The following is a 12,326-nucleotide window of genomic DNA, read 5'->3' as shown; positions in this document are numbered from 1 at the left end:
CTGAAAAGCGACACCTGCAAGAACCCAAAAAGCCGCCGTACTTGCGTACGGCGGCTCGCGGCCTGCACACCGGATTATTCCGTTCACCCCGCGGCAACAAGACTGCGCTCGGCCACCTCGTCCACGGCCTGCTTGACGATCCCGACGATTTCATCCGCCTCGGCGCGCGTCATGACGAGCGGCGGTGCGAAACCCAGAATGTCGCCATGCGGCATGGCGCGCGCGATCACGCCGCGCTGCAGCGCCGCCGCCGAAACCTTCGGCCCGATCTTCAGCGCCGGGTCGAACGGCTTGCGCGCTTCCTTGTCGGCCATGAACTCCAGCGCCGCCAGCATGCCCACGCTGCGCACCTCGCCCACCAGCGGATGCGCACCGAACGCCGCGCGCAGCTTAGCGCCGAAGTACGCGCCAACCTGCCCGGCATTCTCGACGAGCTTTTCACGCTCGATGATCGCCAGATTCGCGAGCGCCGCGGCCGCACACACGGGGTGCCCCGAATACGTCCAGCCATGGCCCATGGGCCCGTGCTCCTGCGAGCCGCGCGCGATCACGTCCCAGACCTTCTCGCCCACGATCACGCCGGAAAGCGGCGCATACGCGCTCGTGAGCCCCTTCGCGACCGTGATCAGATCCGGCTCGATGCCGAAGTGCTGCGCGCCCATTTTCGAGCCCAGACGCCCGAAGCCGCACACCACCTCGTCGGAGATCAGCAGGATGTCGTGCTTGCGCAGCACCGCCTGGATGGCCGGCCAGTAGCCCTTGGGCGGCTCGATGATGCCGCCCGTGCCCATCACCGGCTCGGCGATGAACGCGGCGACCGTGTCCGCGCCTTCGCGCGCGATCAGTTTTTCGAGTTCCTCCACGCAGTACGCGACGAACTGCGCCTCGTTCATGCCCGCGGGCGCCTTGCGATACCAGTGAGGGCAGACCGTATGCTTCACGCGGTCGATCGGCAGGTCGAAATGCTGATGGAAGCTCGGCAGGCCGGTGAGGCTGCCCGTCACGATGCCCGAGCCGTGATAGCCGCGCTCGCGCGAGATGATTTTCTTCTTGTTCGGGCGGCCCAGCACGTTGTTGTAGTACCAGACGATCTTGACCTGCGTTTCGTTCGCATCCGAACCGGACATGCCGTAGTACACCTTCTTCATGCCGGCAGGCGCCCAGTCGATGATGCGCGACGAGAGTTCGATGATCGCGTCCGACGAGTGGCCCACATAGGTGTGGTAGTACGCGAGCTGCTTCGCCTGCTCGTACATGGCGTCCGCGACTTCGGTGCGGCCATAGCCGATGTTCACGCAGTAGAGGCCAGCGAAGGCGTCGATATACTGCTTGCCCTCGTGGTCCTCGATGCGGATACCCTTGCCGCCGCGCACGATCTTGCCCGGCAGCGCGCCGCTCTCGTGGTCGTAGGCGTGCGTGGACGGGTGCATGAAGTGCGCGCGGTCCTGCTCGAAGAGTGCGTCGATACGTTGAGTCATGTTGTCCTCCTGATTCCGGTTCAGGCCATGGCCGCGAGCGGCAGGCCGAGATTGCCAAGACAAAAATATTTGGTTTCCACGAAGGGCTCGAACCCCTCCACCCCGCCTTCGCGGCCCAGGCCCGAGGCCTTCATGCCACCGAATGGAATGGGCGCGCCCGTGAACTTCACGCCGTTCACCGAGACCATCGCGAAGTCGAGCCTGCGCACGAGCTGGAAAATCGTGTCCATGCGCGTGGCGCACACATAGGCCGCGAGGCCGTATTCGGTGTCGTTCGCCTTGGCGACCGCTTCGTCGAGCGTATCGAACGCGCAAACCGCCGAAATGGGCGCAAAGTTTTCCTCGTCGTACACGCGCATGCCGGGCGCGGCATCCGCAATGACCGTGGGCTCGTAGAACCAGCCGCCCAGCGCGTGCGGCTGGCCGCCCGCCGCGATGCGCGCGCCCTTCTCGCGTGCATCGGCCACGCGCGCTACCGTGCTGTCGAACGCCGCCTGATGCATCAGCGGGCCTACGTCCACGTCTTTTTCAAACGCCGGGCCGGTATTGAGCGCGCGCACCGCTGCCGCATAGCGCTCGACAAATGCTTCGTAAAGCGGACGCGCCACGAAAATGCGGTTCGCCGCGCAGCAGTCCTGACCCGAGGTCTGGAACTTCGCGCCCACGGCGATCCTTACGGACTGCTCGAGATCGGCGTCTTCCGTGACGATGAACGGTGCATTGCCGCCCAGTTCCAGCGCGACCTTCTTGATGCCTGCACGTGCTGCCGCCTGCGTGACGAGGCCACCCACCCGCGTCGATCCCGTGAAGCTCACGGCACGCACGCGCGTGTCGCTCACGAGCGTTTCCATCGCCATTTGCGGCTCGCCGAGCACCACGTTGTAGACGCCATGCGGAAATCCCGCCTCTTCCGCGAGTTGTGCCAAAGCGAGCGCCGAATAAGGCGTTTCGTGCGCGGGTTTCACGATGACGGTGCAGCCCGCAGCGAGCGCAGCGGCGGCCTTACGCGTGATCATCGCCACCGGGAAATTCCAGGGCGTGATGAGCGCCGCCACACCCACCGGCTCCATGACCGTGCCGAGATGCGCGCCGTCGATATGCGTGGGAATCGTACGTCCTGCCAGGCGTTTCGCCTCGTGCGCGTACCATTCGACAAAGCTCGCCGCATAGCGGATTTCGCCGCGCGATTCGGCGAGCGGCTTACCCTGCTCCAGCGAGAGCAGAGCCGCAAGATCCTCCTGGTGCCGCACGATGCGCTCGTGCCAGCGCATGAGCGCCGCGCTGCGCTGCGTCTGCGAGACCCAGCGCCACGATTCGAAGGCACGCTGCGCGGCATCGACCGCACCGGTGATCTGCGCACGTTCGAGCATGGGCACGTGGCCGATCACCGACTGGTCCGCGGGGTTCTGCACGGCCACGGTGGCCGCGCTGTCGCTATGCACCCAGCGGCCGTCCACGTAGCACAGCGATTTGAACAGAATGGGGTGTCCTGGCAGCATCTCGTCTACTCCTTGTCAGGTCTGTCGATATGCAATCCATTCTGGGCCCGGCAGCGTCGCGAATTTTTCGGTTTTCGGCCCTGCGCGCTTGCGTTTTTTTCGGAACCGCCGCACGCGGGCGCGAAATATTCACGCGCTCTCTACGGTCCACGTAGGCGCGTGATCGGGCGCGCACTTCACCACCTTTGTCACGATGTAGGTGAAGTAGCGCTCGATGCCGAGATCTTCCATCAGCAGCGCGTCGATAAAGCGCTGATAGTGGTCGATGTCGCGCGCCATCACGTGCAGCACGTAGTCCACGCCGCCGCCCGTGGCATAGCACTGCATGACTTCCTCGGCAGCGCTCACGCGCTCTTCGAAGCGCCGCATGTCGGGTGCCGTATGGCGCGAGAGCGTGACTTCCACGACGATGCGGCTGCCGCGCATGGCGCCCACCCAGTCCACTTCGGCGTGATAGCCGCGTATCACACCGCTTTCTTCAAGCTTGCGCACGCGCTCCCACGCCGGCGAGATCGAAAGATTGACCTCTTCGGCGAGCTTCGATTTCGTGATGCGGCCGTCGCGCTCCAGAATGCGCAGAATGGCCAGGTCGTAGCGATCGAGCTTGATCACGGCGCGCTCATGCCGCCACGGGCAGGTTGCGTTCGACTACGTCGGCAACCACGGCCACGGTGTCGCCCGCCTGCACGAGCCCAGGGAAATGGCGCGCCGCGAGCAGACCGCCGCGTTGCGCGCGATATTCCACGGCACGCGCTCCGGTGCGGTCGATGTCGTGCACGCGCGCGAGCAATTCGCCCGCTTCGACGGTATCGCCGAGATCGCGGCACATTTCCAGCATGCCGCGGTGCTCGCTTGTCGTGTAGCAAGTGCCGTCGGGCATGTCGAGCAGGGTCGTCGTGCGTGCCACTGCGCTGCGCTCGCCCGCCTTTCGCTCGGTCACGCCTGCATGCGCGAGAAAACCGCGCACGCCGCGATCGGCAATCGCCACGCTCGCTGCTGTGGAAGTGCCGCCACCGCCCAGTTCCGTCGAGACGAAGACCTTGCCCGCTTCCTCCACGGCGCTGTCGAACAGGCCCACGCTATCGAGCTCCAGCATGCGCATGGAGTACGGTGCGCCGAACGCACGCATGGCCCGCTCGCAACGCGTTTGCTGATCGCCGTCTGGCAGCACATGAATCGCGGCGAATGGCACGAAGTCGAGCGTGCGCCCGCCCGCGTGAATATCGAGCACGTAATCGGCGCGCGCCAGCAACTCGCGCTGAAAGTAATCGGCGATCTTTTCGGTCACGCTGCCATCGGGGCGCCCCGGAAAGCTGCGATTCAGATTGCCCGCGTCGATGGGCGAGGTGCGCGTGCCCGCGCGAAACGCAGGGTAGTTCATGTACGGCACGATGATCACGCGGCCGTTCACGTCGGCGGCCTGCAGCGAACCCGCGAGTTTGGCGAGCGCAATCGGCCCTTCGTATTCGTCGCCGTGATTGCCGCCCGTGAGCAGCACGGTCGGCCCTTCGCCGTGCTTCACGACGGTGAGCGGAATCGTGATCGCGCCCCACGCAGAATCGTCGCGCGAATAAGGCAGCCTCAAAAAGCCGTGTTGCACACCATTGGCGTCGTAATCGACGGTCGGCGTAATCGGTGACGCACGCATCGCCCCTACTCCTTCACGAACAGTTTGCGCGGCGTGCGGCAGAACGTTTCGACGCCGGTTTCGGTGATCAGAATGCTTTCGGTGATTTCGAGGCCCCAGTCGTCGAGCCACAGGCCCGGCATGAAGTGAAACGTCATGCCGGGTTCGAGGACCGTGCGGTCCCCCGGGCGCAGGCTCATGGTGCGCTCGCCCCAGTCGGGCGGAAAGCTCGCGCCGATGGGATAGCCGCAGCGGCTGTTCTTCTCGATGCCCGATTTGCGCAGCACCGCGAAGAACGCATTGGCGATGTCCTCGCACACGTTGCCCGGCTTCGCGGCGGCAAGACCCGCCTCGATGCCTTCCACGACGGCCTTTTCCCCATCGAGAAAGTGTTTTGGCGGCTTGCCGAGATAGACCGTGCGCGACTGCGGGCAGTGGTAGCGATGGTAGCAACCTGCAATTTCGAAGAACGTACCCGCGTTCGGCGTGAATACCGAGTCGTCCCACGTGAGGTGCGGAGCGGCGGCGTCGGCGCCGGTGGGCAAGAGCGGCACGATGGCGGGATAGTCGCCGCCGTGGCCCTCCACGCCGGTAATGCCCGCTTCGTAGATCTGCGCGACCAGGTCGCTCTTCTTCATACCCGGTTCGACCACGTCGAGAATGCGTGCATGCATCTTCTCGACAATGCGCGCCGCTACGCGCATGTACTCGATCTCGCGTGGCGACTTCACCGCGCGCTGCCAGTTCACGAGCGCGGTGGCGTCCACCCAGCGCACCTTGGGCAAACGACGCTGAAGCGACGCGTAGGCCGCCGCGCTGAAGTAGTAGTTATCCATTTCCACGCCTATGCGCAGCGTGTCCCAGCCGCGTGCGGCGATGACTTCCTCGCTCAGATAGTCCATTGGATGGCGCACTGGTGACTGCACGTAATGATCAGGATAACCAATGATATTGCCATGCGACATGAACGCCGTTCGCTTCGCGCCGTTCGCATCCTGACCGCGTCCGTACCAGACGGGTTCGCCGTCCATGGTCAGCAGCACGCATTGATGAACATAGAACGACCAGCCGTCGTAGCCGGTCAGCCAGTTCATGTTGGTCGGGTCCGTGACGATCAGCAGATCGATGCCTTCGTCCTGCATCGCCCGGCGGGTCTTTGCAATGCGCGCGTCGTATTCGCTGCGTGCGAAAACGAGGCGCGGCGCCACCTCGGTTTTTTCAGTTACTGCGGACATCTTTCCCTCTCAAGGCGTGACTGCGTTGTGAAACACCGTGCCCGCACCGGCCGCGCGAGCGCGCTGCAAAGCGAGAACGGCGATGGCGGTGTCCTGCGCCCCGGTGCCCGTGAGATCGCAGATCGTGATGTCGGATGCGTGTGCGCGGCCCTCGCGGCGGCCCGCGATCACCTCGCCCAACTCGGCGAAGCCGGCGTCGGGCGCGACCTGGCGTGCTTCGATCGCGTGCCGGAGTTCGCCCAACACACGCGTTTGCTGCAAGCGGTCGCAGAAATAGCGCGCCGATTCGAACACCGACGGCGCGAGTTCGTTCTTGTACTCCGCGTCGGAGCCCATGGCCGTGAGGTGCAGGCCCGCATGCAGATCCGCAGCGTGAACGAGCGGTGCGCGGCTCGGCGTGGTCGTCACGGCTAAGTCGGCCTGGGCGAGCGCCTCGTGCACCGAAGCCGCGACGCGTGCGCGCACGCCATGGCGGCGTTCCGCATCGGCGGCCAGGGCCGAAGCGCGCGCCGTGTCGCGCGCCCAAACGCTCACGCTCTCGATCTTGCGCACCAGCATGAGCGCATCGAGTTGCAAGCGCGCCTGCTCGCCCGCGCCGATAATCGCCGCATGGCGCGCGTCAGGACGCGCAAGCCAGCGCGCGGCAACCGCACCCGCGGCGGCGGTGCGTACGGCAGTCAGATAGCCGTTGTCGAGCAGCACGGCTTGCGTCAGTCCCGTGCGTGCGGATAGCACGAGCATCAGCCCGTTCAGGCTCGGCAAGCCAAGCGAGGGATTGTCGAAAAAACCCGGACTGATCTTGATGGCGAACTGCTCGAAGCGCGGCAGATACGCCGTTTTCACGTCTACCTCGCCATGCCGCTCGGGCAGTGCAAGGTTGAGGATCGGCGGCATGGCGACGGCTTCGGTTGCGAGCGCAACGAAAGCGGATTCGACCTGATCGACGGCCGCAAGATCGAGCGGCACGAGTTCGCGCAGTTGTGCCTCGCCCAGCAACGTAACAGGTGGCAACTCAGGATGCATCTCAAACCTCCGTCACGAGACGGCGGTGCACCGTCATGTCGATATTCGCGCCGCTCACGACGAGCACGATCGGGCCTTTGCTTCGCTCGATGTGCCCGTCGAGCAGCGCCGCCATCCCTACCGCGCCGGCCCCTTCCACCACAAGACGCTCTTCGCGGTATGCATGTGCCACACCGCGCGCAATCGAGTGCTCGTCGAGCAGGATGACTTCGTCGGCGAGCGAGCGCGTGAGCGCGAAGGTGTGGCGATTGTCGAGACCAATACCGCCGCCCAGCGAATCGGCCAATGTTTCGCTTTCCTCAACGTCAACCGGATGGCCCGCCGCGAGGCTCGCATGCATGGCCGCGCCGCGCGCCATCGAAACGCCGATGGTGCGCACGTCCGGACGGATCTGCTTCGCCGCGAACGCCACGCCGCTGAAAAGTCCGCCCCCTGAAAGCGGCACCACGAGGATCGCGGTGTCGGGCAGCGCTTCGAGAATTTCGAGGCCGATGGTGGCCTGCCCGGCAATCACGCGCAGGTCGTCGAAAGGCGGCACGAACGCATAGCCTTCTTCGCGCATGAGACGCTGCGCTTCGATCTGCGCCTCGTCCTGGCTCTTGCCGGCAATCACGACGCGCGCGCCCAGCGCGGCCACGGCATCGACCTTGTTGGACGGCACGAGCGAAGACATGCACACGGCCGCCTGCATGCCGAGCGCGCGGGCTGCATATGCGAGCGCACGGCCATGATTGCCGGTGGACGCGGTGACCACGCGCGTCACGCCCGATTCCGCGAGATGCGCCAGCGCGTTGGTCGCGCCGCGCAACTTGAAGCTGCCCGTGGGCTGCACGGTTTCGAGCTTGAAGTAGACCGGTGCGCCCACGCGCGCGGTCAACATGGGCGACGCCACGAGCGGGGTGTGCGCTACGCGGCCCGCGAGACGCTGGCGCGCGCGGTAGACATCGGCAAGCGCGAGTGACGAAAGCGGCGACGACATGAAATGCACGTTCCTTTCGGTGAATCTGTGCAATCCAGTCTAATGAGCCAAAACGCGCTTTCTAATGTCCTGGTACAATCCGCGCGCCTTGCGTTATGTGAAGGCGGTACGCGAAAAACGCCTAATTGAAATCGTGCACGTGCGGATACTGTTCGAACACGCCAGCCATTGTCTGGAGCGCGTTGCGGCACGCGGTGTCCGAGGCTTCCGCGCCAAGGCAGATGCGCACCGCATTGGGCCGCTGCGTGCCGCCCACGAGAAATGGGTCCGGCGAAGTCACGGCGATCTGCCGATTGCGCAATTCGCGCACAAGGCGGTCGGCCTGCCAGTAGTCGGGCACGCGCAGCCAGGCAGAAAGCGCGTTGGGATGCGCGCCGAGCACATGCTCGCCCAGCGACTCGCGCACCATCGCCTGGCGCGCCGCGAGCCGCTCGCGCTGCAGTTCCACGAGGCGGCGCGCAGTGCCGTCCATGATCCAGCGCGTGGCGATTTCCGCAATCGGCGAAGTCGCCATCCAGCTGCTCACGCGCAGCACGCTTTCCACGCGTAGCGCAAGACGGCGCGGCATCGCGAGATAGCCGGTGCGCAGGCCCGTGAGCACGGATTTCGTCATGCTCGTGCAATAGAACGCCAGCTCGGGAATCAAGCTCGCGATGGGCGTGTTGGCTTTCGCGGGCAGCGCGCCATACACGTCGTCCTCGATCACATACACGCCGTAACGCTCCGCAATGCGTGCAATCGCGCGGCGCCGCGAATCGGGCAGCACGGACATCGTGGGATTGTTGAAGGTGGGCGTGCACACAAGGGCGCTCACGCGCTCGCTGTCGCACATCTCCTCGAAATGCTCGGGACGGAGGCCGTATTCGTCGATCTCGAGCCCCTTGAGCGTGAAGCCCAGCACATTGGCCGAGCCGATCACGCCGTGGTCGGTGAGGCTTTCGCAGAGCACGGTGTCGCCTGGGCCGACCGTGGAGGCGAGCGCGAGGAAAATGGCGTGCGCCGCGCCATTGGTGATGAGGAGCGACTCAGGTTTCGCAGGCATGTTGAGCGACGCAAGCCACGCCGCGCCCGCCTGGCGATGATGTTCGAAGCCCGCGATGGGCCGGAAGGAGCGAATCCACGGTTGATCGTCGAGCGTGGCGAGCGTCGCGCACACTTCGCGCCACGCGGCGTCGTGCTGCGGCGTGTGGACGATGCGCGCAATGGAAAAGTCGACGATCTCGCGCTCGGCCGTGTCGAGAATATAGTTCGACATCGACTCGGTCACGCGCGCGGCGACGAAGCTGCCGCGCCCCACCTCGCAGCGGATCAGGCCCTGTCTTTCGAGCTCCTTGTAGGCATTGGTGACCGTCTGCACGCTCACACCCAGTTCCGCCGCCACCTCGCGCTGCGGCGCGAGGCGCACGCCGGACACGAGCGCGCCGCGCTCGATGTCCTGTGCAATCGCCTTGACCAGCCGTTTGTATTTGGACTCCGCGCCGTGCGCGGCCCCGACCGCGTCACGCCACTCGCCCGAAATCGTCGCCCACGCCATCTCGATCCGCTCCTCGGTAAGCGTTCATGGTCGCTCAGAAACGGGGCGGAAAATAATTGTGTCAGGACAATTGCGGGTAAAAAAAGGACAATTACGTGCGGAAAATCGACACCGCCTGCGAAAGCCGGTGCGCCTGCCCCGAAAGCGAATCGGCGGCGGCAGCGGCCTCTTCCACGAGCGCCGCATTCTGCTGCGTCACCTCATCCATCTGCGTGACAGCGCGGCTGATCTGCTCGATGCCAAGGCGCTGCTCGGACGAGGCTTCGGAGATGCCCGTAATGATGTCAGTGACGTTCTCCACCGAGCGCACGATGCTCTCCATCGTCGCGCCCGCGGCGCGCACGCGCTCCGAACCCTCACGCACCTGCCCAACCGATGCGTCGATCAGCACCTTGATTTCGCGCGCCGCACTCGCGCTGCGCTGCGCAAGCGATCGCACTTCGGAGGCGACCACCGCGAACCCGCGCCCTTCCTCGCCGGCGCGCGCGGCCTCCACGGCGGCGTTGAGCGCGAGAATGTTCGTCTGAAATGCAATGCCCTCGATCACGCCCGTGATCTCGACCATCTTTTCCGATGAGGAATGAATGGCCGACATCGTGTCCACCACCGCCGCCACCGCCGCGCCGCCATCGGCTGCCGCCGTGCTGGCTGTGGAAACGAGCTGGCGCGCCTGGTTCGCGTTGACCTCGTTGTTCTGCACGGTCGACGTGAGCTGCTCCATGCTGGCCGCGGTTTGTTGCAGCGAGGCGGCCTGCTCTTCGGTGCGCGACGAGAGGTCCGTATTGCCCGCGGCGATCTCGCCTGCGCCCGTGGTCACGGATTCCGCGCCCGCACGGATCTCGCTGATCATGGTGACGAGGCTCGTTTGCATGCGTGCGATCGACGCCAGCAGGCTGCGCTCGTCGCCGGGCCGCAACTCGACGCGGCCAGTCAGGTCGCCCGTGGCGATACGGTGCGTGACCGCCACCGCGTAGTGCGGCTCGCCCCCGAGCGTGCCCACGAGATTGCGGATGATCTGCCACGACAGCACGCCAATGCCCGCTACCGCCGCGACGATCAGCGCAAGCAGCACGCGCCCGGTGCGCCAGAACGTGGCGTCGATGTCGTCGAGAAAGAAGCCCGTGCCGATCCACCAGCCCCACGGCGCGAACTCCACGATGCCGTTCATCTTGGCCGTGAGCTGGCCCGTGGTGGGGTGTTTGGCCATCGTCATCATGACGGGAATGTGCTCGCGCGCGAGCATTTCGCGGTAGAGATCGGTGTCGGGCCGCCCATCCGGCGCCTTCCCCACGTTGACCTTGCCAATCGACGCCAGATTGCGGTGAACCAGCGTGGTGCCGTCGGGCAGGCGCGCCCAGAAGTAGCTTCGATCGGAATAGTTGAGCTGGTTGAGCGCCTGCTGCGTGGCCGCCTGCGCCTGCTCGCGGGTCATTTTTCCGGCGACTTCCTGGTCGTGATAGAAGGTCGCGAGATGCTCCGCCATTTGCAGCAGATTCGTGATCTTGCCGCGCGTTTCGTCGAGCATTTCCCGCTTGAGGCTGACGAGCCCGTAGCCGCCAATGGCGATCAACCCGATCAGCGCCGTGATGACCAGAAGAAGGAGTCGTGTGGAAATTCGCATGAAACGTTCGTACGCCTTATCAGTTTTATGTTCGGCGCGCGTCGTCTCTCACGGCAAGCCCTGTCCCCGGGGCTAACCGAACGTGCCTTGACGCGCTGCCGACCTTGCTTGCCGGCGCGATGCGAGCGCCAGCCTGTCTCTCCTTCCCGATAACGGCGCATTGCGCGCCGTCTTGAGGGGCGGAAAGCCATTTTTGTGTGACAAGCCGGTACTGTCAAGGCATGTTGCCTGACAAATTTCACCAATCTGACGATACGCTTTCATTTCACGTCAAGCTGTTGCGATACATGCACAAGTTCAGCCTGCCCGATCCCATGGAGGCACCCCGCTGAACGCATCGACCAAAAAATCGATCATGACGCGAACTCTGGCGCTCAGATGTCGACGACTCGGGTACATGGCGAGTATGTCGATTTCAGGCAGGCGATATTCCGGCAACACGTGAACAAGTTTGCCGGCACGTAGTTCGTTGCCGATCAGGAACGTCGGCTGCCAGATCACGCCCTGTCCAGCGAGCGCTGCTGCGCGCGCCGTATCGCCGTTATTGGTATGCATGTGGCAGTCGACCCGCACAGCGTGGGTCTTGCCGCCACTGTCGATCAGTTGCCACTCGTCGCCGGTGGCCGCATAGGTGTAACCGACGCAGCGATGCTGAATCAGGTCCGTTGGCACGCCCGGATGTCCGAACGAGGCCAGATAGGCCGGCGACGCGCACAGGATGTTTTGCGAGGTCGCCAGCTTGCGGGCTGCGTGACTGGTGGAACCGGCGCGTGAGATGCGAATGGCGAGATCATAGCCTTCATCGACGATATCGACGACGCGGTCAATCAGCGCGACGTCGAGTTCGATGCCAGGATATTTGCGCATGAACTCAGGCCACAACGGCGCCAGATACAGAATCCCAAAGCTCACGGGCGCATTGATGCGCAGTCGCCCACGCGGCTCGACCGACCCGGATGAAACCAGCCCTTCCGTCTCCGCGACATCGTCGAGAATGGATTTGCAGCGGGCGTAAAGCGTCTCGCCGCCCTCGGTCAGGGATAGCGTACGTGACGTGCGATTGAGCAGGCGCGTGCCCAGATGCGCTTCCAGTTCATTCACATAGCGGGTGACGTTGGCGGGTGACGTGTCGAGCGCATCTGCTGCGCGCGCGAAGCCACCGCGGCTCACCACCGTCACGAAAACCTCAAAGGCACGCAGGCGGTCCATCGCCGTCTCCATCATTCATAAAAACTGAATGATATGACCATGTTTTATGCCTTTCCGCAAGAAGAACTGAATCCTATATTGCTCACACCGGTCGGGGCATAGGGCACTGGCCGACGCAGGA

The 12,326-nt window shown here is 64.6% G+C and carries 10 protein-coding genes; all 10 read right to left on the bottom strand.

The window, feature by feature from the left end:
- Positions 1-83 precede the first annotated feature (83 nt).
- The 10 genes from VSR72_RS17505 to VSR72_RS17460 all read right to left on the bottom strand — a co-directional run bounded on the left by VSR72_RS17505 (position 84) and on the right by VSR72_RS17460 (position 12,205).
- Entirely contained in the window at positions 84-1,478 is a 1,395-nt protein-coding gene (locus tag VSR72_RS17505) for an aspartate aminotransferase family protein (RefSeq protein WP_342953605.1), read from the bottom strand.
- A gap of 20 nt (positions 1,479-1,498) precedes the next feature.
- Positions 1,499-2,977 (bottom strand): NAD-dependent succinate-semialdehyde dehydrogenase, encoded by a 1,479-nt coding sequence (locus VSR72_RS17500; protein ID WP_342953604.1) that lies wholly within the window; start codon positions 2,975-2,977, stop codon positions 1,499-1,501.
- A 129-nt stretch (positions 2,978-3,106) separates the two neighbouring features.
- On the bottom strand, positions 3,107-3,589 hold the full coding sequence (locus VSR72_RS17495; protein WP_342953603.1) for an Lrp/AsnC family transcriptional regulator: 483 nt from the start codon (positions 3,587-3,589) through the stop codon (positions 3,107-3,109).
- 7 nt (positions 3,590-3,596) lie between these two features.
- Positions 3,597-4,625, bottom strand: a complete 1,029-nt coding sequence (gene doeB / locus VSR72_RS17490) for a N(2)-acetyl-L-2,4-diaminobutanoate deacetylase DoeB (RefSeq protein WP_342953602.1) — start codon at positions 4,623-4,625, stop codon at positions 3,597-3,599.
- 5 nt (positions 4,626-4,630) lie between these two features.
- Positions 4,631-5,839: an ectoine hydrolase DoeA gene (gene doeA / locus VSR72_RS17485; RefSeq protein WP_342953601.1), complete on the bottom strand. Its 1,209-nt coding sequence runs from the start codon at positions 5,837-5,839 to the stop codon at positions 4,631-4,633.
- 9 nt (positions 5,840-5,848) lie between these two features.
- Positions 5,849-6,862, bottom strand: a complete 1,014-nt coding sequence (locus VSR72_RS17480) for a cyclodeaminase (protein WP_342953600.1) — start codon at positions 6,860-6,862, stop codon at positions 5,849-5,851.
- 1 nt (position 6,863) lies between these two features.
- Positions 6,864-7,841 carry a hydroxyectoine utilization dehydratase EutB gene (eutB, locus tag VSR72_RS17475; RefSeq protein ID WP_342953599.1) on the bottom strand — a complete coding sequence of 326 codons (978 nt, stop codon included), beginning with the start codon at positions 7,839-7,841 and terminating at the stop codon, positions 6,864-6,866.
- 121 nt (positions 7,842-7,962) lie between these two features.
- A complete protein-coding gene (locus VSR72_RS17470; protein ID WP_342953598.1) occupies positions 7,963-9,375 on the bottom strand; it encodes a PLP-dependent aminotransferase family protein in 1,413 nt (470 codons plus the stop codon).
- 91 nt (positions 9,376-9,466) lie between these two features.
- Entirely contained in the window at positions 9,467-10,996 is a 1,530-nt protein-coding gene (locus VSR72_RS17465; RefSeq protein ID WP_342953597.1) for a methyl-accepting chemotaxis protein, read from the bottom strand.
- Between the two features lie 297 nt (positions 10,997-11,293).
- Positions 11,294-12,205: a LysR family transcriptional regulator gene (locus VSR72_RS17460; protein ID WP_342953596.1), complete on the bottom strand. Its 912-nt coding sequence runs from the start codon at positions 12,203-12,205 to the stop codon at positions 11,294-11,296.
- Between the last annotated feature and the right edge of the window lie 121 nt (positions 12,206-12,326).

The organism is Paraburkholderia sp. JHI869, assembly GCF_038900775.1.
Classification (GTDB): domain Bacteria; phylum Pseudomonadota; class Gammaproteobacteria; order Burkholderiales; family Burkholderiaceae; genus Paraburkholderia.
This window is presented reverse-complemented; position numbering and strand designations above follow the sequence as displayed.

Bases quoted from the DNA above. Each gene is read 5' to 3' on its own strand.
- VSR72_RS17505 (WP_342953605.1), bottom strand. From the start codon at position 1,478: ATGACTCAACGTATCGACGCACTCTTCGAGCAGGACCGCGCGCACTTC.
- VSR72_RS17500 (WP_342953604.1), bottom strand. From the start codon at position 2,977: ATGCTGCCAGGACACCCCATTCTGTTCAAATCGCTGTGCTACGTGGAC.
- doeB (WP_342953602.1), bottom strand. From the start codon at position 4,625: ATGCGTGCGTCACCGATTACGCCGACCGTCGATTACGACGCCAATGGT.
- doeA (WP_342953601.1), bottom strand. From the start codon at position 5,839: ATGTCCGCAGTAACTGAAAAAACCGAGGTGGCGCCGCGCCTCGTTTTC.
- VSR72_RS17480 (WP_342953600.1), bottom strand. From the start codon at position 6,862: ATGCATCCTGAGTTGCCACCTGTTACGTTGCTGGGCGAGGCACAACTG.
- eutB (WP_342953599.1), bottom strand. From the start codon at position 7,841: ATGTCGTCGCCGCTTTCGTCACTCGCGCTTGCCGATGTCTACCGCGCG.
- VSR72_RS17470 (WP_342953598.1), bottom strand. From the start codon at position 9,375: ATGGCGTGGGCGACGATTTCGGGCGAGTGGCGTGACGCGGTCGGGGCC.
- VSR72_RS17465 (WP_342953597.1), bottom strand. From the start codon at position 10,996: ATGCGAATTTCCACACGACTCCTTCTTCTGGTCATCACGGCGCTGATC.
- VSR72_RS17460 (WP_342953596.1), bottom strand. From the start codon at position 12,205: ATGGACCGCCTGCGTGCCTTTGAGGTTTTCGTGACGGTGGTGAGCCGC.